Source organism: Micromonospora sp. NPDC049047 (genome assembly GCF_040649135.1).
Taxonomy (GTDB): domain Bacteria; phylum Actinomycetota; class Actinomycetes; order Mycobacteriales; family Micromonosporaceae; genus Micromonospora.
In genome coordinates, this window is sequence record NZ_JBEZEY010000002.1 from 19,977 (window position 1) to 39,410 (window position 19,434).

The 19,434-nt window shown below is 72.2% G+C and carries 22 protein-coding genes; 11 read left to right on the plus strand and 11 right to left on the minus strand.

The window, feature by feature from the left end:
- Positions 1-28: 28 nt before the first annotated feature.
- Complete coding sequence (locus AB0B86_RS03095; protein ID WP_357404767.1) at positions 29-748, minus strand: protein phosphatase 2C domain-containing protein; 720 nt, start codon at positions 746-748, stop codon at positions 29-31.
- Between the two features lie 115 nt (positions 749-863).
- The gene (locus tag AB0B86_RS03100) at positions 864-1,424 is read right to left on the minus strand and encodes a helix-turn-helix transcriptional regulator (protein ID WP_357404765.1); all 561 of its coding nucleotides are present in this window, start codon (positions 1,422-1,424) and stop codon (positions 864-866) included.
- 56 nt (positions 1,425-1,480) lie between these two features.
- On the opposite strand from AB0B86_RS03100, the gene AB0B86_RS03105 reads away from it, so the two are divergent.
- Positions 1,481-2,713 (plus strand): benzoate/H(+) symporter BenE family transporter, encoded by a 1,233-nt coding sequence (locus AB0B86_RS03105; protein ID WP_357404763.1) that lies wholly within the window; start codon positions 1,481-1,483, stop codon positions 2,711-2,713.
- Here the strand turns inward: AB0B86_RS03105 and AB0B86_RS03110 are convergent.
- The 5 genes from AB0B86_RS03110 to AB0B86_RS03130 form a co-directional block, all read right to left on the minus strand.
- Positions 2,707-3,276: a GNAT family N-acetyltransferase gene (locus tag AB0B86_RS03110; RefSeq protein WP_357404761.1), complete on the minus strand. Its 570-nt coding sequence runs from the start codon at positions 3,274-3,276 to the stop codon at positions 2,707-2,709. The two genes, AB0B86_RS03105 and AB0B86_RS03110, sit on opposite strands and share 7 nt — an antisense overlap.
- 143 nt (positions 3,277-3,419) lie before the next feature.
- On the minus strand, positions 3,420-3,791 hold the full coding sequence (locus AB0B86_RS03115) for a hypothetical protein (protein WP_357404759.1): 372 nt from the start codon (positions 3,789-3,791) through the stop codon (positions 3,420-3,422).
- A 203-nt stretch (positions 3,792-3,994) separates the two neighbouring features.
- Positions 3,995-4,246, minus strand: coding sequence for a hypothetical protein (locus AB0B86_RS03120; protein ID WP_030486188.1), 252 nt, complete (start codon positions 4,244-4,246; stop codon positions 3,995-3,997).
- A gap of 80 nt (positions 4,247-4,326) precedes the next feature.
- On the minus strand, positions 4,327-4,788 hold the full coding sequence (mscL, locus tag AB0B86_RS03125) for a large conductance mechanosensitive channel protein MscL (RefSeq protein ID WP_357404757.1): 462 nt from the start codon (positions 4,786-4,788) through the stop codon (positions 4,327-4,329).
- Positions 4,789-4,827: 39 nt separating this feature from the next.
- Entirely contained in the window at positions 4,828-5,520 is a 693-nt protein-coding gene (locus tag AB0B86_RS03130) for an FCD domain-containing protein (RefSeq protein WP_357404755.1), read from the minus strand.
- A gap of 179 nt (positions 5,521-5,699) precedes the next feature.
- Between AB0B86_RS03130 and AB0B86_RS03135 the strand changes: the two genes are divergently transcribed.
- On the plus strand, positions 5,700-6,851 hold the full coding sequence (locus AB0B86_RS03135) for an MFS transporter (protein ID WP_357404930.1): 1,152 nt from the start codon (positions 5,700-5,702) through the stop codon (positions 6,849-6,851).
- 13 nt (positions 6,852-6,864) lie between these two features.
- Here the strand turns inward: AB0B86_RS03135 and AB0B86_RS03140 are convergent, their stop codons facing one another.
- A complete protein-coding gene (locus AB0B86_RS03140) occupies positions 6,865-7,221 on the minus strand; it encodes an STAS domain-containing protein (protein WP_088951054.1) in 357 nt (118 codons plus the stop codon).
- Between the two features lie 163 nt (positions 7,222-7,384).
- Between AB0B86_RS03140 and AB0B86_RS03145 the strand changes: the two genes are divergently transcribed.
- Genes AB0B86_RS03145 through AB0B86_RS03170 form a run of 6 tightly spaced genes read left to right on the plus strand, consistent with a single transcriptional unit; the run spans position 7,385 to position 12,982 of the window.
- Complete coding sequence (locus AB0B86_RS03145; RefSeq protein ID WP_357404753.1) at positions 7,385-8,245, plus strand: STAS domain-containing protein; 861 nt, start codon at positions 7,385-7,387, stop codon at positions 8,243-8,245.
- The gene (locus tag AB0B86_RS03150) at positions 8,245-8,655 is read left to right on the plus strand and encodes an STAS domain-containing protein (protein ID WP_357404751.1); all 411 of its coding nucleotides are present in this window, start codon (positions 8,245-8,247) and stop codon (positions 8,653-8,655) included. Before AB0B86_RS03145 ends, AB0B86_RS03150 begins: the two co-directional genes overlap by 1 nt.
- Complete coding sequence (locus AB0B86_RS03155) at positions 8,652-9,071, plus strand: anti-sigma regulatory factor (RefSeq protein ID WP_357404749.1); 420 nt, start codon at positions 8,652-8,654, stop codon at positions 9,069-9,071. The genes AB0B86_RS03150 and AB0B86_RS03155 overlap by 4 nt, the downstream gene beginning before the upstream one ends.
- Positions 9,068-10,081: a SpoIIE family protein phosphatase gene (locus AB0B86_RS03160; protein WP_357404928.1), complete on the plus strand. Its 1,014-nt coding sequence runs from the start codon at positions 9,068-9,070 to the stop codon at positions 10,079-10,081. The genes AB0B86_RS03155 and AB0B86_RS03160 overlap by 4 nt, the downstream gene beginning before the upstream one ends.
- A complete protein-coding gene (locus AB0B86_RS03165; RefSeq protein ID WP_357404747.1) occupies positions 10,078-11,439 on the plus strand; it encodes a sensor histidine kinase in 1,362 nt (453 codons plus the stop codon). Before AB0B86_RS03160 ends, AB0B86_RS03165 begins: the two co-directional genes overlap by 4 nt.
- A gap of 13 nt (positions 11,440-11,452) precedes the next feature.
- On the plus strand, positions 11,453-12,982 hold the full coding sequence (locus tag AB0B86_RS03170; RefSeq protein ID WP_357404745.1) for a SpoIIE family protein phosphatase: 1,530 nt from the start codon (positions 11,453-11,455) through the stop codon (positions 12,980-12,982).
- A 12-nt stretch (positions 12,983-12,994) separates the two neighbouring features.
- Here the strand turns inward: AB0B86_RS03170 and AB0B86_RS03175 are convergent, their stop codons facing one another.
- The gene (locus AB0B86_RS03175) at positions 12,995-13,792 is read right to left on the minus strand and encodes a helix-turn-helix transcriptional regulator (protein ID WP_357404743.1); all 798 of its coding nucleotides are present in this window, start codon (positions 13,790-13,792) and stop codon (positions 12,995-12,997) included.
- 31 nt (positions 13,793-13,823) lie between these two features.
- Here AB0B86_RS03175 and AB0B86_RS03180 point away from each other — a divergent pair, with 31 nt between their 5' ends.
- From AB0B86_RS03180 to AB0B86_RS03190, 3 genes are all read left to right on the plus strand, one after another.
- Positions 13,824-14,405, plus strand: coding sequence for a TIGR03086 family metal-binding protein (locus AB0B86_RS03180; RefSeq protein WP_357404741.1), 582 nt, complete (start codon positions 13,824-13,826; stop codon positions 14,403-14,405).
- 152 nt (positions 14,406-14,557) lie between these two features.
- Complete coding sequence (locus tag AB0B86_RS03185; protein WP_357404739.1) at positions 14,558-14,989, plus strand: hypothetical protein; 432 nt, start codon at positions 14,558-14,560, stop codon at positions 14,987-14,989.
- A 2-nt stretch (positions 14,990-14,991) separates the two neighbouring features.
- Entirely contained in the window at positions 14,992-17,109 is a 2,118-nt protein-coding gene (locus AB0B86_RS03190) for a bifunctional polysaccharide deacetylase/glycosyltransferase family 2 protein (protein ID WP_357415074.1), read from the plus strand.
- Positions 17,110-17,137: 28 nt separating this feature from the next.
- On the opposite strand, the gene AB0B86_RS03195 is transcribed toward AB0B86_RS03190, so the two are convergent.
- Both AB0B86_RS03195 and AB0B86_RS03200 read right to left on the minus strand, forming a co-directional pair.
- Positions 17,138-17,293 carry a hypothetical protein gene (locus AB0B86_RS03195; RefSeq protein ID WP_357404735.1) on the minus strand — a complete coding sequence of 52 codons (156 nt, stop codon included), beginning with the start codon at positions 17,291-17,293 and terminating at the stop codon, positions 17,138-17,140.
- 17 nt (positions 17,294-17,310) lie between these two features.
- A complete protein-coding gene (locus AB0B86_RS03200) occupies positions 17,311-19,407 on the minus strand; it encodes a S9 family peptidase (protein ID WP_357404733.1) in 2,097 nt (698 codons plus the stop codon).
- Positions 19,408-19,434: the final 27 nt, after the last annotated feature.

Here is a 19,434-nt window from a genome sequence, read left to right on the forward strand (position 1 = left end):
ACGGACCGTCGAGCGGGGTCGGCTGAGCTCAGCGAGCGACGACGTCGGAGACCACGACTGTCACGTTGTCCGGTGCGCCGGCGTGGTGGGCCAGCTTCACCAACTGCTCGCCACACTGCTGGCGATCGGCGTACATGCCCAGCGCCGCCGCGATGGCGTCGTCCTCGACGTAGTCGGAGAGCCCGTCGCTGCACAGCAGCAGTCGGTCGCCGGGGACCACGGTGAGCACACCGATCGCCGGTGGGGTGTCGGCGCCCTGCACGGCCCGGGTCACCAGGGACCGTTGCGGGTGGTGGCGGGCCTGCTCCGGGGCGAGGGTGCCCTGGTCGACAAGGGCCTGGACGAACGTGTCGTCCCGGGTGAGCTGGGTCAGCTCCCCGTCACGCAGCAGATAACAGCGGGAGTCGCCGACCTGGGCCAGGACCAGCGTCTCGCCGGCCAGCAGCGCCGCGGTCAGCGTGGTGCCCATCCCGTCGCGGCTCGGGTCGACCGTGATGGCGGCGTGGATGCGCTGGTTGGCGGTGCTGACCACGGCGCGCAGGGCGTCGGCGGCACCGTCGGGATCGGTGGGTGGGGCCAGTTCGTCCAGGATCCGGATCACGATCTCGCTCGCCACCTCGCCCGCGGGCAGCCCGCCCATGCCGTCGGCGACGGCGATCAGGCGGTCACCGGCGAGGGCGGAGTCCTCGTTGTTGGTGCGGACCAGGCCGATGTCGTTGAGGATGGCCGAGCGGAGGATCAGCGTCATGGGGTCAAGCTTGCCAAGAACACCCCGCCTTCGTCTCTACGCCTCCTGCGTGCGTCGAGAAATGATTGCGATTTTCGTCGACGGACCCGACGGTGCGTGACCGATCGGCGGGGTCTCAGCGGCGTGGGTAGCGCAGCAGGAGGCTGGCGGCGACCTCCTCGGCACCCACCGCCGCGTAGCTGTGCGGCACGTCGGACACCCAGCGGAGGTGGCCACCGGCCGGCGCGGTAAGCGGTGCGTCCGCCGGGCCGGCGCGTAGCACCCCGGCGAAGACGGTGACATGCTCGGTGACCCCCGGCTGGTGGGCGGGCGAGAGTTGCACCGGGCCGGGCGCGACCCGCATCCGGTACAGCTCGTAGGTCGCATCGGTGTCGGTGAACACCTCCAGCAGGGTCGCGGTGACCGCGGTGCCGTGCGCGGTGGGCCCGGCGGTGGGCTCGGCCAGCAGGGCGGTGAGCGGTACGCCGAGTCGAGCGGTGACCGCCCAGAGCGTCTCCAGGGTCGGGTTGCGGGTGCCGTGCTCCAGGCCGGAGAGGGTGGCCTTCCCGACGCCGGCGAGCCGGGCCAGGGTGGACAGTGAGATTCCGCGCTCCTCGCGCAGGGCGCGGACTCGGCGGCCGACGACGGCGGGGTCCACGTCGAGGCCCGGGCGGCGGGCTGGTGGCGGGTGCGGCACCCGGCTATCGTGCTACACACTGTCGTTCCGTAAACGGAACACCCCGGGAGGATCGCATGGCCGGACGCGTCCAACCGGTGCTGGCCGGTGTGGTCACCGCGCTTGTCGGCTTCGCCAGCTCCTTCACCGTGGTGCTGGCCGGGCTCCGCGCGGCCGGCGCGTCGGACGCGCAGGCCGCCTCCGGGCTGCTCGCTCTCTGCGTGGCGTGCGGGCTCGCCGCCGCGTGGCTGGGCTGGCGACACCGGATCCCGATGAGCGTGGCCTGGTCCACACCGGGTGCGGCGCTGCTTGTCGCGACCGGGCCGCCACCGGGCGGATGGCCCGTCGCGGTGGGCGCCTTCCTCGTCTCCGGGGCGCTCATCGTCGCGGCCGGGCTGTTCCCGCCACTCGGCCGCGCGGTGGCCGCCATCCCCAAGCCGGTGGCCGGCGCGATGCTCGCCGGGGTGCTGCTGCCGCTGTGCACCGCCCCGGTCCGCGCACTTGTCGAGCTGCCGCTGGTGGCCGGCCCGGTGGTGGTGGCCTGGCTGCTGCTGCACCGGTTCGCCCGCCGCTGGGCGGTGCCCGGCGCGCTGGTGGCCGCGGTGGCGGCGATCGCGCTGACCGCCCCGCCGGCCGGCCTGAGCGGCGCCGAGCTGGTCCCGGCGGTCACGCTCACCACGCCCGCGTTTAACGCGTCCGCGTTGGTCGGGCTGGCCCTCCCGCTGTTCCTGGTCACCATGGCCGCGCAGAACGTACCCGGGATGGCCGTGCTGGTCGGCTACGGCTACCGGCCGCCGTTCGGCGCCGCCCTGCGGGCCACCGGCCTGGCCAGCCTGCTCGCCGCCCCGGCCGGCGGGCACGCGGTGAACCTCGCGGCGATCACCGCCGCGCTCGCCGCCAGCCCCGACGCCCACCCGGACCCGGAACGCCGGTGGGTCGCCTCGATCACCGCCGGCCTCGGGCTGGCTCTGCTCGGGTTGGGCGCCGGAGCGGCCACGGCGCTGGTCGCGGTCGCCCCACCGATCCTCATCGAGGCGGTCGCCGGGCTGGCCCTGCTGGGCGCCCTCGCGACAGCGCTCGCCTCGGCGGTGGCCGACCCGGTGACCCGGGAGGCTGCGGTGGTCACCTTCGTGGTGACCGCCTCCGGGGTGACGCTGATCGGCGTGGGCGGCGCGTTCTGGGGTCTGGTCGCCGGTTGCCTGATGCTGCTGCTCTTCCACCACCGCCCACCCGCCGACGGGCCGGCAAGGTCCACACCAGTTCAAGAAAACCAGGGTGTCCAGGCCGACCGGACACCCCAACATCACTGAACTCGAGTTGATCTCCGCTGGCTGCCCCCGGCAACCTGGGACAGGACCACGGCGTCCGCCCGACGATCCGGGAAGGCCAGGAAACTCCGCAACACACCCTCCTCGACGAAGCCGGCCGCCGCGAGCACCCGCCGGGACGCCACGTTGTCCGTCTCGACCCACGCCTCCACCCGGGCCAGGCCACCGGTCTCCAGCGCCCACTCGGTGAGCAGCCGCGCCGCCCGGCTGGCCAAGCCCCGTCCCCGTCCGGCCGGGACCAGCCAGTAGCCAAGACCGGCCACGCCCGGCTGAGGCCGCAGCAGCAAGGTGACCGAACCGACAGCGACATCGGTGTCCGCTTCGGCGACCGCCAGCGAGAGGCCAGCGCCGTCGATGGTCCGACGCCACTGTCGACGTACGAAGGCACGCCCCGCCTCCTCGGTGAACCGGACCGGGACGGTGGTGGCCTCGGTGATCCGCCGATCCGCAGCGGCCTGCCGGACGCAGTCGAGGTCACCCATCGTCCACTCTCGGAGCCGGACGCGGCAGTCGGTCAGTTCCGGCTCCGGTGGTGCCAGCGACATCCCGCGACGGTACGCCCTCGGCCGGCGTGCCCAGGGCCTTGCGCCCGCACGGCGTTGATCGACTCGGGTTCAATGAAGTCGGGCTGTCGCGGTGCTCTGGATGCCCCGATTTCCGTGAGCGCGAGTCGATCAGGGTGGCGGGGTTACTCCTCGGGCGGCAGGTCGGCCACACCGACGGCGAGGAGGACCCGGCCGTCGGTCACCGACCCGATCCGGTCGGCCGGGACGTAGACCGCGCCGGTGTTGGCCAGGCCGGTCGAGACCTTCAGGTAGCCGCTGTGCATCAGTCGCGCCGCCAGATCGGCGGGGACGACCGGCTCCCCGACCGCGGTCGCCTCGATCAATTCGTCCAGGCTGCTGCCCGGGTCGGCGGTCGGCGTCTGGACGGTCACCGCGTTCGGGTCACCCCGCTGGACCAGGTCCACGGTCCCGACCTCGGTGCCGGCTGAGTCGACCACCGGCATCCCGGTGGTGATCCGCGAGATGATCGCCTGCTGTTCGTCCTGCTGATCCATCCCCCCGCGGTTCCCGGGGCGGTGCGACGCTAAACGCGTCGCACCCTCGGCGCTCGGCGCTCGGCGAACGCGGCAGCGGCCCGGCCGCCCGACGATGACGCCGTCCAGGCCCGGTCGACTGTCCGCAGCGCGGTACGACTCTCGGTCAGGAACATGCCGCAAGAGTCATACCGCCGGCGGGGCGGGCCGCAGCGCGCCGCCGCTCAACTGTTTGGGAGGGTCCAACCGCCCGGCGGGCGGGGAGACAGCTCGCGCCAGGTGTCCGGGCCGTCCAGAAGTGCCCGGACGGTGTCCTCGGCCTCGTCCGCGCTGCCGTACTCGTAGAACCGGGAGATGCCCTCGGCCCCGCCGGCCCGCTGCTCGACGTGCCACCGGTCGGCGTCCACCCGGAGGAAGACGTCCCGCCGGGCCAGCCGCCCCCATTTCCCGTTCCACCAGTGCTTTCGCTGCTCCATGGCGGGACTCTATCGAACACACGTACGAGAAGGTGCGGCCCCTGCGGGAATCCCGCAGGGGCCGATGTGCATCCGTTCGGTCAGCGCTGCGTCGGGGGTTCGGTGCGCCGGCCCAGCACGTCGTCGAGCGCCCCGCGCTGCTGGCCGGGGGTGGTGTGACCGGCGGAGACCAACGCGTCCCGGATCTCGGTGAGCAGCTTGACCTCCTCGCTCGGCGCCGCCGGCGGCGGCTCCTCGCCCCGCTGCCGCCGCTCGGCCAGCTTGTTCATCGGGAACACCACGAAGAAGTAGAGCACCGCCGCGGTGAGCAGGAACGTGATCAGGGCGTTGACGAACCCCGCCCAGTCCATGTAGTTGTCCTCGCTGATCTTCCACTGGCCAGCGAACTTGTCATCCCCGCCACCGACCAGCTTGATGATCGGCTTGAGGAACGAGGTGGTGAGGGCGGTGACCACGCCCGTGAACGCGGCGCCGATGACGACACCGACCGCCAGGTCGACGACGTTGCCGCGCATGATGAAGTCTTTGAAGCCCTTGAGCATTCGTACTCCCGAGGTGTCCGCTTTTCTGTCGGGCACAACCTATGCCCGTACGGCGGGTTCCAGAAAAGCGCCGGCTTCGAGCGCCGCCCGGCCGGGATCGCCGGCCCGGATCGCCTCGATCAGCCGGGTGTGGTCGACGTAGCGCTCGGGCGTGAGCTCCCCACCCATGGCCTGGGCGACGGTGCTGCGCAGGGCGGTGCCGACCGAGGCGTACAGCTCGGCGAGCATGGCGTTGTGCGCGGCGGCGACCACCGCGACGTGCAGGGCCGCGTCGGCCTCGACGAACGCGTCGACCCGGCCGCCGCGCCACGCCGCCTCACGTTCGGCGAGCACGGCGTCGAGCGCCGCCAGGTCCGCCGGGGTACGCCGCAGCGCGGCGAGCCGGGCGGCCTCCACCTCGAACGCCCGCCGAACCTCGATGACCTCGGTCATCCGGTCGTCGCTGAGTCGACGGGCGACCACCGGTGCCAGCTCGTCGGTGGACACCACGTACGTGCCGGAGCCCTGCCGGCACTCGAGCACCCCGGCGTGCACCAGGGCGCGGACGGCCTCCCGGACGGTGTTGCGCCCCACGCCGAGCGCGGCGACGAGCTGTGGCTCGGTGGGGATGCGCCCGCCGACCGGCCACTCGCCGCCGAGGATCCGGGCGCGGAGCTGCTCGATGGTCTGCCGGACCCGGTGGCCGCGGGGCGGCACCAGCGGCGCGGAGGGGGAATCCACAGACGGTGGCACTTGTTACATCACCGGGCCAGAATTCATCCCATGATTGTAGGTTAGCGGCCATGACCCCGCCACCCACCGCTGCTCCGGCGCCGCCCGCTCCCGTCCGCGTCGACCCACCCTCGACGCGTGACCCCGGTGCCGGCAGGCGGACGCACCCGGCGACCGGGGGCGCACTCGTGCTGGCCGGGATGCTGCTTGTCGCGCTCAACCTGCGCGCCGTGGTGACCAGCCTCGGCGCCCTGCTCGACGAGGTCCGTGACGGGCTGGGGCTCTCCGGCACCATGGCCGGTCTGGTCACCACCCTGCCGACCATCGCGTTCGCCGGCCTCGGCGCGCTCACCCCGTGGCTGGTCCGCCGGGTGGCACCGGCCCGGCTGCTGGTGGTCGCCATGCTCGCCCTCACCGTCGGCCAGGTGCTCCGGGTCGCCACCGACTCGGCCTGGATCTTCGTGCTCACCAGCGCGCTGGCGCTGGCCGGCATCGCGGTCGCCAACATCCTGCTGCCGATGCTCGTCAAGCAACACTTCCCGCACCGCACCGGGCTGGTCACCGGGGCGTACACGATGGCGTTGACCCTCGGCACGACGGTGGCCGCGGCTGCCGCGGTGCCGATCGCGCACGCCTTCGGCTCGTGGCGGGCCGGGCTGGGCGTCTGGGCGGCGATGGCCGCGCTGGCCGTACTCCCGTGGGTGCCACTCGCGCTGCGGACCCGGGCGGGCGCGCGGCGCTCGACGCCGACGGCGGCCGCCGCCGCGCCGGTGCGCGTCCGGCCGGCGCGGACCCGGCTCGGTTGGGCGATGGCCATCTACTTCGGGGCGCAGTCGCTGAGCGGGTACGCGATCATGGGCTGGCTGGCCCAGTTGTTCCGGGACGCCGGCTACCAGCCGGAGTCGGCCGGACTGCTGCTCGCCGGGGTGACGGCGCTCGGCGTGCCTATCGCACTGCTGATGCCCACCGTGGCGGGTCGACTGAGCAGCCTGCGTCCGCTGGTGCTCGGGCTGACCACCGCGTCGACGCTCGCCTACCTGGGGCTGGCGCTCGCCCCACGCGGTGCCGCACTGCTCTGGGTCGCGCTACTGGCGATCGGTCAGGGCGCGTTCCCGATGATCCTGACCGCCATCGGCCTGCGCGCCCGCACCGCCGAGGGGACCGTCGCGCTCTCCGCGTTCGCGCAGAGCACCGGCTACGTGATCGCCGCCCTCGGGCCCCTGCTTGTCGGCATCCTCTACGAGGTCACCGGCGGCTGGACCGCGCCGATCGGGTTCCTGCTCGGCGCGCTGGCCGTGCAGACGACGGCGGGCCTGGCTATCGCTCGTCCCCGCTACGTCGAGGACGAGTGACAAGCGACTGCGGTCAGGAGGAGGCTGGCGTCGGCTCGCCGGCAACCGCCTCGTCCACCGTCGGATAGGTGTGCAGCACCTCGACCAGCCCGCTCACCTCGAGGATGCGCAGCACACCCCGCTGCGGGGCGGCCAGGCGCACCACGCCGCCCGCCTCGTCGCAGCTGTTCTTGGCGCGGACGAAGACCGACAGACCTGTCGAGTCGCAGAACGAGACGTCGGCCAGGTCGAACACCAGCCGGCTGCGGCCCTTGTCGAGCAGGTCGGTGATCTGGTCTTGGAGCTGCGGTGCGGTGGCCATATCCAGCTCGCCCGCGACCGACACGACGACCACGTCGCCGCGTTGTTCCGTGTGCACCGTCAACGACATTCGCCAGACCTCCTGTTATCGGAGGAACGGTATCCCACGACAGGGCTCGTACGCAGAACGGGAGCCAGCATCCGGTGGGCATCGTCATTCCGTTGCTACGGGGCAAGTAGTTGATCAGGCCCCGGTGATAGAGTCCGCCCGGTCCAGGTCAAGGGGGTTCGAAATGGCGTTGAGCACCGAAGAAAGTAGTCGGCTCGCCGCGCTGCTCAGCGGGCAGGCCGACCGGGTCACGACTCGGTGGACCGAGATCGTCACCAGTTCGTTGCGGGGCCGGCTGAGCCAGGCCGAGCTGCGCCGACAGGTCCAGGACCTGCACCGCGCGATCGTCACCACGAGCGAGCACGGTGACATCAACCTGTCCGCCGACACCGCCGCCGAACTGCGCGCCGCGCTCTCCGAGCTGTCCCGCGGCCGGGCCCGGCAGGGCTTCTCGGCCACCGAGACCACGGTAAGCATCTTCGCGCTCAAGGACGTGCTGGCCGAGCTGGTGCAGGAGACCGGCGGCCCGAACGCGCTGCCCGACTACGTCGCCTTCGCCAGGCTTGTCGACGAGATGGGCCTGTTCACCTTCGAGAGCTTCGTCCGCACCCGGGAGAGCCTGATCGCCGATCAGGCCGAGCAGTTGCTCGAACTCTCCACGCCGGTGGTCAAACTCTGGGAGGGCGTCGTCGCCGTCCCGCTCGTCGGCACGCTGGACTCGGCTCGGGCCCAGGTGGTGATGGAGCGGCTGCTGCAGACGCTCGTCGACACCGGCTCCCCGTACGCCATCATCGACATCACCGGCGTCCCGGCGGTGGACACCCAGGTCGCCCAGCACATCCTGAAGACCGTGGTGGCCGCCCGGCTGATGGGCGCCGACTGCATCATCTCCGGCATCCGCCCGCAGATCGCGCAGACCATCGTGGCGCTCGGCATCGAGTTCGGCGACATCGCCACCAAGGCGAGCCTCGCCGACGCGCTGCGCCACGTGCTGCGCCTCACCGGCGTGGAGACCGCCCGCCGTCGGCCGCGGCGGGACGCCTGATGGAACGGGTGCCGATCCTCAAGATCGGGGACATTCTGCTCGTGTCCATCCAGGTGGACATGTCCGACCAGACGGCTGTCGCGCTCCAGGAGGACCTCGCCGAGCGGATCGTCGACACCGGCTGCCACGGCGTCATCATCGACATCACCGCGCTTGACATAGTCGACTCCTTCGTCGGGCGGATGCTCTCCACCATCGCGTCGATCTCCAAGGTGCTCGACGCCGAGACGGTGGTGGTCGGGATGCGCCCCGCCGTCGCCATCACCCTCGTCGAGCTGGGGCTGTCGCTGAACGGCATCCGTACCGCCCTGAACGTCGAGCGCGGCATGGAATTGATCGCGGGGGCCCACGCCGACGAGCTCGACTCCCAGCTCGACGACGATCCGGACGCCGAGACGGCCACGCTGTGACCGCGGGCATCGACCTGGGCCAGCCACAGGCGCAGTCGGTTCGCAGCGACGAGGATGTGGTACGGGTCCGGCAACTGGTCCGCGCCGTGGCGGTGGCCGTCAAGCTGTCCCTCGTCGACCAGACCAAGGTGGTCACCGCGGCGAGCGAGTTGGCCCGCAACACCCTGGTCTACGGCGGTGGAGGGGCGGTCGAGGTGACGATCGTGGACAACGGTCGACGCAAGGGCGTGCAGATCGTGTTCGCCGACTCCGGACCGGGCATCGCGGACCTCGACCTGGCGATGACCGATGGCTACACCAGCGGTGGCGGGCTCGGCCTCGGGCTCAGCGGGTCCCGCCGACTGGTCGACGAATTCGAGATCGAGACATCCCCGCAGGCCGGCACACGGATAACGGTCACCAAGTGGTCCCGGTGAACGCCGACGCGGTCACCGACAGTGGCATCTGGTTCCGGGTGGAGGCCAGCAGCGCGGCGAGCGCCGTCCGGCGTGCCGCGGAACGCCTCGGCGCGCAGGTGGAGATGGGCGAGGCGCGCATCGCCGACCTGGCCATCGTTGCCGCCGAGCTGACCAGCAACCTGGTCAAGCACGCCGACGAGGGCGTCCTGCTGCTCCGGCCGGTACGCCGAGCCGGGGAGGCGGGCGTGGAGTTGATCGCCATCGACTCCGGACCTGGCATGGCCGACCTGACCGTCTCGTCCCGGGACGGGCACTCCACCACCGGCACGCTCGGCATCGGGCTGGGCGCCATCGTGCGGCAGGCCAGCTGGTTCGACGGATACTCGCTCACCGGCCGGGGCACCGTGCTCGCCGTACAGGTCTGGCCGAGGGAGCCGGCAGAGCCGTCCTGGGCAGCTGCCCTCACCCGACCGCTGACCGGCGAAACGGTGAGCGGCGACGGGTACGCCGTCCGGATCGCCGACGGGCGGCACCAGGTGCTGGTGAGCGACGGGTTGGGGCACGGCCCGCTGGCCGCCGCCGCCACCGACGCGGCGCTCGCCGCGTTCCGGGACGCTCCCGCCGGATCACCGGCGGTGGTCGTCGGTCACCTGCACCGGAGCATGTCGCACACCCGCGGTGCCGCACTCGCCGTCGCCGAACTGGCACCGGCCGCCGGTGTGCTGCGCTACGCCGGCCTGGGTAACATCGCCGGTGTGGTCGTCGAGGGCGACGGTCGGCGCCGCGGGCTGGTGTCACTGCCCGGCATCGCCGGGCACCAACGGCCGACGATCCGGGAGTACGACTACCCGCTCGCTCCGGGGGCCCGACTGGTGATGCACAGCGACGGTGTGGTCGACCGCTGGCGGTTGACCGACTACCCGGGCCTGGCCGAGCGGTCCCCGCTGGTGATGGCGGCGACCCTGCTGCGCGATGCTGGTGTGCGACGTGATGACGCCTGTGTACTGGTGGCGAGGTCCTGGGCATGACCGGCGAGCCGGCCGCCCTGCCGTTGCTGCAGATGGCGCTGCGGGTCGAGCAGGACATCTTCGTGATCCGTCAACGGGGCCGCGAGGTGGCCGCGGTGGTCGGTCTCGAACGCCAGGACCAGGTACGGATCGCCACGGCGCTCAGCGAGGTCGCCCGGGACCTGCTGCGCACGACCGGCGGTGCGGACGTCTCCTTCCACGTCGACCCGGGCGGCGACGGCCGGAACCATTTGCGCGCTGACCTGGCCCCGGTGACCGCGCTCCCCGGCGCCGGCTACCAGCCGCAGTCCGGCGCGGTGTCCCGACTGGTCGACACACTGAGCGTGTCGACCGTCGACGGGGTTACGGTCGTAAGGATGTCCCGACGACTTCCGGCCAGCGCGCCGACGCCGACCCCGGAGCGGCTCGCCGAGTTCCGTACCGAACTCGGCCGGACCGCGCCGTCCAGCGCGCTTGACGAGCTGACCGTGCAGAACGGGCAGCTCATCGCCGCGCTCGACGAGGTGCGCAGTCAGCGCGACGAGCTGGCCGTGCTGAACGAGGAGCTGGCCGAGACCAACCGGGGGGTGCTGGCGCTCTACAACCAGCTCACCGAGGAGCTGGAGGAGACCAACCGGGGCGTCGTGGCCCTCTACGCCGAGCTGGACGAGAAGTCGGCCCAGCTCCGTGCGGCGAGTGAGTCGAAGAGCCGGTTCCTGGCCAACGTCAGCCACGAGCTGCGCGCCCCGGTCACCGCGATCATCGGGTTGGGGCGACTGCTCACCGACTCCGCCTCCGACCCGCTCACCGACGAGCAGGGACGCCAGATCGACCTGATCCGCTCGTCGGCGGCGGACCTGCTCAACCTGGTGAACGAGCTGCTGGATCTCGCCAAGGCGGAGTCCGGTCGGATCGAACCGGACTGGGCCGACGTCGATCTGCGTCTGGTCTTCGGGCAGCTACGCGGCACACTGCGCGCCCTGGCAACCCGCCCGCAGGTGGAGCTGGTGGTGGAGGAGCCGACCGCGCCGGCCACGTTGCGCACCGACGAGGTGCTGCTCGGCCAGGTGCTGCGCAACCTGCTGCACAACGGGTTGAAGTTCACCGAGCGCGGCGAGGTGCGACTGCGCGCCCACCGGCACGACGACCTGTGGAAATTCGAGGTGAGTGACACCGGCAACGGCATCGCTCCCGAGCTGCACGACCGGATCTTCGAGGAGTTCTACCAGGTGCCCGGCGCAACCCGGGTCGGCGGCACCGGCCTCGGCCTGCCGTACGCCCGGCGGTTGGTGACGCTGCTCGGTGGGGCGCTGGAGCTGACCAGCGCACCGGGGCAGGGCAGCACCTTCACCGTCTCCCTACCCGCAGACGAGGCGTGACGGCGTGGACGGCATGCCGGCGACCGTCCTGGTGGTCGATGACAGTCGTACCAAGCGTTACCTGCTGGTCAGCTGGCTGACCCGGGCCGGGTTCACGGTGCTCGAGGCCGAGAACGGCGCCGACGCGTTGGCCCGGGTCGAGGTGGACCGGATCGACCTGGTGGTCCTCGACGTCCGACTGCCCGACCTGAGCGGCTACGAGGTCTGCGAACAGATCAAGGCGCGGCATGCGGTGCTGCCGGTGATCCACGTGTCGGCGCACGCCGTGGACGTCTCCGATCGTGCCCAGGGGCTGACCCGGGGCGCGGACGCGTACCTGACCGAGCCCATCGAGCCGGAGGAGCTGGTCGCCACAGTCCGGGCGGTGCTGCGCTACTACCAGGCCCGGCAGCGCGCCGAACTGCTCGCCGAGCGGCTGCTCGGGCTGGCCGACACGACAGTGGCGGTGCACGCCGCACCGACCTTCGTGCGCCTGCTGGAGGCTGCCGCCGAGGGCGCCGCAGAGATCTTCAAGAGCCCGGCGGCGGTGGTCGCCGAGACCTTCGAGGGTGACTGCATCGCGGGGATCTGCGCCGGCCCCGGCGCGGTGGCCACAGTGGTGCCGTGGGTGGTCGACGACACCGGAGTGCCGACCGGCGCCACCGTCCGGGTGGAGGCCCCGGCGGACTGGGCACTTGTCGACTGGCCGGCGAACGACACGGTGACGGTCGCCGCCGCGAAGCTGCGCGAGGACCGCGCCCCGCTGTACGTGGTGGTCCCGACCGCCACCCAGACCGCGCGAACCCCGGTGCTCAAGCAGCTCGCCCAGGCGGTAGCGGCGGCGGTGGAGGCGCAGCGCTCGTTCGACGAGGAGCACCGGATCGCGGTCACCCTCCAGCGCAGTCTGCTCCCGCGTGGGCTGCCCACTGTCGCCGGCCTGGATCTGGCGGTGCGCTACGAGCCGGCCAGCGCGGAGACCGAGGTGGGCGGCGACTTCTACGAGCTGGTGATGCTCGACGGGCACCTGCTGCTGGCGATCGGGGACGTCGCCGGCCACTCGCTGCACGCGGCGACAGTGATGGCCGAGCTGCGACACGCGGTGCGGGCGTACGCGGTCGAGGGCCACCAGCCCGGCGAGATCCTGCACCGGGTCAACGAGCTGATGCGCACGCTGCTGCCGAACGAGGTGGCGACGCTCTGCGTGCTGCTGCTGCACCCGCCGACCGGGCGGGTCCGGCTGGCCAGTGCCGGGCACCTACCACCGCTGCTCAACCTGGCTGGCAAGGTCGAGTTCGTGCAGCACTCCGCGCCGCTGCTCGGCGTCCGCGCGCCGCGCCCGGCCGACCTGGAGTTCGTGCTGCCGGCCGGTGCCACGCTGGTGTTCTACACCGACGGGCTGATCGAGCGGCGGGACTCCACCATCGACGAAGGGCTTGTCGCGTTGGCCGCGAGCGCCGCGACCGTCGACGGTGACCTGGACCGCTTCTGCGCCCGGTTGCTCGCGGAACTGGCCCCACCGGAGATCCAGGACGACGTCGCAGTGGTCGTCCTGCGCCGGCACTGAGCCGACGCGGCCTCAGTGCACCGAGCGGGCGTACGCGGCGGGTGACACCCCGGTCACAGTGGTGAAGTCGCGCACCAGGTGGGCCTGGTCGCTGTAGCCCAGGTCGGCGGCGAGGTCCGCCCAGTTCAGAGGGCCGTTGGACGCCTGTTCGGCGGCCTCCAGGAGCCGGTAGCGGCGGATCACCCACTTGGGCCCGACCCCCACGTACTCCAGGAAGAGCCGCTGCAACCGGCGGAGCGGAACGTCGTGCCGCGCGGCGAAGTCGTTCACCCGCAGCACCATCCGGTCGGTGCGGATCGCCTCGGCCAGCCGGACGGCCTCCTCGGCCATCGGGTCCGGCTCGGGCTGCCAGCCGGTGAGGAGGGTGTCCAGTGCCCGGCAGCGCTCATCGTCGTCGCCCGCGCACACCACCTCGTCCGGTGCCGCCAGTCGGCCGGCGGGCAGCGGCACCCGACGCCCCGTCAGCTCACTGACCGGCCGCCGCCAGAACGGGTGGAAGCCGCCCGGACGGAACTGCACCCCGGACACCCGACCGGTGCCGGTGAGCGTGATCCGGAACAGGTCGCGGCCCACCCCGGCCACCTCGCCGAACTCGGGGCCGTCCCCGTCACGTTGGAACACCACGTTCACCGTCGGGTGCGGCACGACCCGCTGCTCGAACGGTGCGCTCAACGCCCAGTCGATCAACCAGTAGTGCTCGACCCAGCGGCGTAGCGGCTCCGCCGGCAGGTGCCGTCGGAAGCGCACCTCGCGCAGCATCCGCGCGGGGTCGAGGATGCCCCGGCTGTCGGCACGCGGTCGCTGTCGCATTCGTTCAAGACCACCCTCATACGCTGGCCCTATGACCACTCAGACTAGCGACCTGCTGGCGGCTGCCGCGCCGCGAACCGTCGACGTGGTGCGCGGCATCGCCGACGACCAGCTCGAACTGCCCACCCCATGCCGTGACTACCTGGTCCGTGACCTGCTCAACCACCTGTTCGAGGTGGTGGTCAACTTCCAGGACCTGGCCGACAAGCGGAAGGTGGAGTGGGCCGAGAAGCCCGACCACCTCGGCGACGGTTGGCAGGACCGGTTCGAGGTGGAGACCGGCCGGCTCGTCGCGGCGTGGTCGGACCCGTCCACACTGGAGGGTTTGTCGCCGGGCATGGGCCTGCCGCAGACCGTCGTCGGCGGGATGGCCCTGCTGGACCTGACAGTGCACGGCTGGGACCTCGCCGTCGCCACCGGCCAGGCGTACCAGCCGGCCCCGGAGGCGGTGGCCGAGCTGCACGGGCTGGTCGAGCAGTTGGGCCCCACCGCCCGCAAGATGGGCGTCTTCGCCGAGCCGGTGCCGAGCCCCACAACCCCGACCCCGACTCCGGACCTGGCCCGCCTGCTGACCCAGACCGGGCGCACCCCCACCTGGCCCGCCACCCGGTAACCCCACCCCACCGCGGTGGACGGGCCGCGCCCGGCCTGAGTCGATGTAACACCGCTGGTGGCGGTGCCGCTGTGTGCACCAGAGGCCCGGACGGTCGGGTCTCCGGTGTCGGACCTGACGGTCCCGGCACGGTAACCGTGGGAGTTGGCCAGATGCACAACCAACCGGGCTCCGCCCCGCCGGTGTTCGTCGACGGCAGCGGGCGTCGTCGTCGGCTGACCGTCATCGCGGGCACCGTGATGGGCTTTGGCCTGCTCACCAGCCTCGCCCTGATCGCCGCGGGCCTCTTTCTGGACACCTCGGTGCCGCTGCCCGGCTGGTCGGACGACTCCCGGGGGACGCGCCCGGTGGAGGCCGGCGTGGACGGGGTCAAACAGCCCCGGGAGGCCAGGTCGCCGTCGCCGGTGACCCGCACGACGGCGCCGCTGCCGCGCGCCACCCCGACCGTAGGCGACCGGACCCCCACCACGGCCGGTACGACCGCCACGACCACCGGGGCGCCGTCCGCCACCGACCGACCGGGTCGCGGCGACGAGCACCGCAACACCGCCAAGCCGAGCAGGGCGCCCGGTAAGCCGCAGTGACGATGGCGAGACACGTTGCCCGTCGTGACCCTCGGGCCCACTGGCTGCTGCTCCTGCTCGGGCTGCTCCTGCTGCTCGCGGCGCTCACCGTCAACGGCGTGGTGAGTGGCCTCGCCGGTGGTTCGGGGAACGCCACCGCCCGGCCCGCGCCGGACGTCCCGGCCGCAGTCGGCTCGGGTGGCCCGGTGTTGCGGCTGGACCGCGCCGAACCGGCCAGCCGGGCGCTGCCGGACCGCACCATCGCGCTGACCTTCGACGACGGACCGGACCCGAGCTGGACGCCGCAGGTCCTCGACGTGCTGCGCCGACACGGCGCGCACGCCACCTTCTTCGTGGTGGGCGCCCGGGTCAACGAGCATCCCGAACTGGTCCGGCGAATCCTCGCCGAGGGGCACGAGATCGGGTCGCACACGTTCACCCACGCCAACCTCGCCGACGTGTCGCCGTGGCGTCGTGACCTCGAACTGTCGCTGACCCGCAAGGCGGTCGCGTCGGCCACCGGCCGGGAGGTCACCCTGTTCCGGCCGCCGTTCTCCTCGGTGCCGGCGGCGCTTACCGGGCCCGAGTACGCCGCGTTGCGCGCCGCCGCCGGTGCCGGGCACGTCGCGGTGCTCACCGACCTGGACACCAGGGACTGGCAGCGCCCCGGAGCCGACCAGATCGTGCGGGCAGCCACCCCGAAGCGGGGTCGGGGAGCGGTGGTGCTGATGCACGACGGCGGCGGTGACCGGGCGCAGACCCTCGCCGCGCTGGACCGGCTGCTGCCCGCGCTGGGCGATCAGGGCTACCGGTTCACCACAGTTTCCGCCGGCATCGACGCCCCGCCGTCCATGGTCCCGGCGGGCGTCGGCGCTCGGCTGAGCGGCACCGCGCTGCGCTGGACCCAGACCGCTGCCCGCTGGTCGGCCGACGTGATGAACGTGCTGCTCGCCACCGCGCTGATGCTCGGCGTGGCCCGTCTCGCGGTGCAGGTGTGCTGCGCCCAGCGGCACGTGCGCCGGGTCCGCCGTCCCCGCCGGTATCAGCCGGAGGTGCGGGAACCCGTCTCGGTGATCGTGCCCGCGTACAACGAGGCGGCGAACATCGCCGCCACGGTCCGGTCGCTGCTGGCCAGCGCGTACCCGGCGCTGGAGGTGATCGTGGTCGACGACGGGTCGGACGACGGCACCGCCGACATCGTCGAGCGGATGCGACTGCGCGGGGTACGTGTGATCCGGCAGGCCAACGCCGGCAAGCCGGCGGCGCTGAACACGGGCATCCGGGCCGCCCGGGCGAACCTGCTGGTGCTTGTGGACGGGGACACCGTATTCCAGCCGGACACCGTGCGCCGGCTGGTGCAGGGTTTCGCCGACCCGTCGGTGGGCGCGATCAGCGGCAACACCAAGGTCGCCAACCGACGTCGGCTGCTCGGCCGGTGGCAGCACCTGGAGTACGTGATCGGCTTCAACCTCGACCGACGGATGTACGACGTGCTTGAGTGCATGCCGACCATCCCCGGCGCGATCGGCGCGTTCCGCCGCGAGGTGCTGCTGCGGGTGGGCGGGGTGCCGTCGGACACGCTGGCCGAGGACACCGACCTGACCATGAAGGTGCTCCGGGCCGGCTGGCGGGTCGTCTACGAGGAGTCGGCCATCGCCTGGACCGAAGCCCCGTCGTCGTTGCGCCAGCTCTGGCGACAGCGCTACCGCTGGTGCTACGGCACCATGCAGGCGATGTGGAAGCACCGGCACGCGCTGCGCGAGTCGGGTGCCGGCGGAAAGTTGGGGCGGCGCGGCCCGCCGTACCTCACGGTGTTCCAGATCGTGTTGCCGCTCACCGCGCCGGCGGTCGACGTGTTCGCCGTGTACGGCCTGCTCTTCCTGCCCTGGTCGACCCTCGCCCTGGCCTGGGTGGGGCTGCTGCTGCTCCAGGCGGCCACCGCCGGGTACGCGCTGCGACTGGACCGGGAGCGGTACGGACCACTGTGGGCGCTGCCGTTCCAGCAACTGGTCTACCGGCAGCTGATGTACCTGGTGGTGGTGCAGTCGGTGGTCACCGCGCTGATCGGCAACCGGCTGCGCTGGCAGCGGATGGTGCGCACCGGCGAGGCGGCGGCGCTGATCGGCGCCGGCCGCGGCTGACGCATCGTCGACGTCAGCCGCCGGCCGGTCAGGTCGGGCTGTGGAAGAGCCCGGCCGACCAGGAGATCAGCAGGCCCACGGCGGCCGAGCAGCAGCAGACGAGCAGGGCGGCGGCGACCACGGCGAGGATCATCCACGCGGACGCGCGCCGGGGCGCCGACCCCGGCTCGTCCTCGTCGGTCATCGCCGCCGCCCTCATCGTCAGGCGCGGCCGATGCGGTCCAGGATCCAGGCGTTGATGAACGCCTCCTCGCGCCACGAGTCGTAGCGACCGCTCGGGCCACCGTGCCCGGCGCCCATCTCGGTCTTGAGCAGGTAGTCGCCGCCCGGGGCGACCGCCCGCAGCCGGGCGATCCACTTCGCCGGCTCCGAGTAGAGCACCCGGGTGTCGTTGAGGCTTGTCACAGCGAGGATCGCCGGGTAGTCCACAGCTGCCACGTTCTCGTAGGGCGTGTAGGACTTCATGTACGCGTACACCTCGGGGTCCTCAAGTGGGTTGCCCCACTCCTCCCACTCGGTGACGGTGAGCGGCAACGACGGGTCGAGGATCGACGTGAGCGCGTCAACGAACGGCACCTGCGCCACGATGCCGGCGAACGCGTCCGGAGCCAGGTTGGCGACCGCGCCCATCAACAGGCCGCCGGCCGACGCGCCCCGGGCGACCAGTCGGTCGCTGCCCGTCCAGCCGGCCTTGACCAGGTGCCGGGCGCAGGCGACGAAGTCGGTGAAGGTGTTCTTCTTGGCCAGCAGCTTGCCCTGGTCGTACCAGCGTCGGCCCAGTTCGCCGCCGCCCCTGGTGTGCGCCACCGCGAAGACCACGCCCCGGTCCAGCAGGGACAGTCGGGCCACCGAGAACCACGGGTCCATGCTGGCCTCGTACGAGCCGTACCCGTACAGCTCACAGGGCGCCGAGCCGTCCCGGGGGGTGCCGACCCGGCAGACCAGCGAGATCGGCACGCGGGTGCCGTCGTCGGCGAGCGCCCAGTCCCGGTGCTGCTCGTACTCGGCCGGGTCGTACGGCCGTCCGTCCGGGCCGGGCAGCACCGGCTTCTGCTTGCGCAGCACCATCTGCCGGGTGACCAGGTCGTAGTCGTACACCGAGTCCGGTGTGACGAGTGAGGAGTAGCGCAGCCGGACCTGCCCGGTGCGGTACTCCGGGTTGGCGTCCAGACCGACGCTGTACAGCGGCTCGGGGAAGTCGATGTCGTACGAGTCGTCGCTGCCCACCGGTAACACCCGCAGGCCGGTGAGCCCGTCGGTGCGCAGTGACACCACCAAATGGTTCGCGAAGGCGTCCACTGCCTCCAGCCGGGTGCCGGGGGTGTGCTCGATGACCGGCACCCAGTCGCCGGGCGCGTCCGCCGAGGTGAACGCCAGCGCGAAGTCCTCAGCGCCGTCGTTGTGCAGGATCAGGAAACGGTGGCCGTGGTGTTCCACCGCGTATTCGACGCCCTGGCGTCGGGGTGCGATGACGGCCGGCACGCCGGTCGGGTTGCCGGCGGGGATCACCAGCACCTCGCTTGTCACCTTGCTGTGGATGTCGATCAGGATGAACTTCTCCGAGCGGGTCAGCTCCACACCGACCCAGAACCGCTCGTCGTCCTCCTGGTGGACCACCACGTCGTCGGCGGCGGCCGAGCCGACGGTGTGCCGCCAGACCCGGTTGGGCCGCCAGGCGTCGTCCACAGTCACGTAGAACAGCACCGAGGCGTCGGCCGACCAGGCGGTGCCGTAGAAGGTGTCGGGCACCTCGTCGGGCAGCAACTCGCCGGTGGTCAGGTCCTTCACACGCAGGGTGAACCGCTCGTCGCCGGAGAAGTCGGTGGAGTAGGCCAACCAGCGACCGTCCGGGCTGACGTCGAACGCGCCGAGCGAGAAGAAGTCGTGCCCCTCGGCGAGCAGGTTGCCGTCGAGGAGCACCTCCTCACCGTCGAGCGGGGCGCCGTCCGCGCTGACCGGCGGTTCGGTCTCGCCGTCGCGTACCGCGCGCCGGCACTGCACCCCGTACTGCTGTCCCTCGACCGTCCGGGTGTAGTACCAGTGCCCGCCCTTGCGGGTCGGCACGGACAGATCGGTCTCCCGGGTGCGGCGGCGGGTCTCCTCGAACAGCTCCTCGCGGAGCGTGGCCAGGTGCGCCGTACGAGCGTCGGTGTACTCGTTCTCGGCGGTCAGGTAGGCGATCGTCTCCGGGTCGTCCTTGGCGGCGAGCCAGGCGTACTCGTCGATGACGGTGTCGCCATGGTGCCTGCGCTCGCTGGGCACCCGCTTCGCCGCGGGCGGGGCAGTCTCGGTGGTCACGGCGCCACGTTACCGGTCGGGGCCTGC

What these genes read in the sequence shown, in the direction of transcription:
- AB0B86_RS03170 (WP_357404745.1), top strand. Translation starts at nt 11,453, where the DNA reads ATGCCGGCGACCGTCCTGGTGGTCGATGACAGTCGTACCAAGCGTTAC.
- AB0B86_RS03110 (WP_357404761.1), bottom strand. Translation starts at nt 3,276, where the DNA reads ATGTCGCTGGCACCACCGGAGCCGGAACTGACCGACTGCCGCGTCCGG.
- AB0B86_RS03195 (WP_357404735.1), bottom strand. Translation starts at nt 17,293, where the DNA reads ATGACCGACGAGGACGAGCCGGGGTCGGCGCCCCGGCGCGCGTCCGCG.
- AB0B86_RS03115 (WP_357404759.1), bottom strand. Translation starts at nt 3,791, where the DNA reads ATGGATCAGCAGGACGAACAGCAGGCGATCATCTCGCGGATCACCACC.
- AB0B86_RS03120 (WP_030486188.1), bottom strand. Translation starts at nt 4,246, where the DNA reads ATGGAGCAGCGAAAGCACTGGTGGAACGGGAAATGGGGGCGGCTGGCC.
- AB0B86_RS03150 (WP_357404751.1), top strand. Translation starts at nt 8,245, where the DNA reads ATGGAACGGGTGCCGATCCTCAAGATCGGGGACATTCTGCTCGTGTCC.
- AB0B86_RS03105 (WP_357404763.1), top strand. Translation starts at nt 1,481, where the DNA reads ATGGCCGGACGCGTCCAACCGGTGCTGGCCGGTGTGGTCACCGCGCTT.
- AB0B86_RS03140 (WP_088951054.1), bottom strand. Translation starts at nt 7,221, where the DNA reads ATGTCGTTGACGGTGCACACGGAACAACGCGGCGACGTGGTCGTCGTG.
- AB0B86_RS03175 (WP_357404743.1), bottom strand. Translation starts at nt 13,792, where the DNA reads ATGCGACAGCGACCGCGTGCCGACAGCCGGGGCATCCTCGACCCCGCG.
- mscL (WP_357404757.1), bottom strand. Translation starts at nt 4,788, where the DNA reads ATGCTCAAGGGCTTCAAAGACTTCATCATGCGCGGCAACGTCGTCGAC.
- AB0B86_RS03165 (WP_357404747.1), top strand. Translation starts at nt 10,078, where the DNA reads ATGACCGGCGAGCCGGCCGCCCTGCCGTTGCTGCAGATGGCGCTGCGG.
- AB0B86_RS03095 (WP_357404767.1), bottom strand. Translation starts at nt 748, where the DNA reads ATGACGCTGATCCTCCGCTCGGCCATCCTCAACGACATCGGCCTGGTC.
- AB0B86_RS03180 (WP_357404741.1), top strand. Translation starts at nt 13,824, where the DNA reads ATGACCACTCAGACTAGCGACCTGCTGGCGGCTGCCGCGCCGCGAACC.
- AB0B86_RS03190 (WP_357415074.1), top strand. Translation starts at nt 14,992, where the DNA reads ATGGCGAGACACGTTGCCCGTCGTGACCCTCGGGCCCACTGGCTGCTG.
- AB0B86_RS03135 (WP_357404930.1), top strand. Translation starts at nt 5,700, where the DNA reads ATGCTGCTTGTCGCGCTCAACCTGCGCGCCGTGGTGACCAGCCTCGGC.
- AB0B86_RS03145 (WP_357404753.1), top strand. Translation starts at nt 7,385, where the DNA reads ATGGCGTTGAGCACCGAAGAAAGTAGTCGGCTCGCCGCGCTGCTCAGC.
- AB0B86_RS03185 (WP_357404739.1), top strand. Translation starts at nt 14,558, where the DNA reads ATGCACAACCAACCGGGCTCCGCCCCGCCGGTGTTCGTCGACGGCAGC.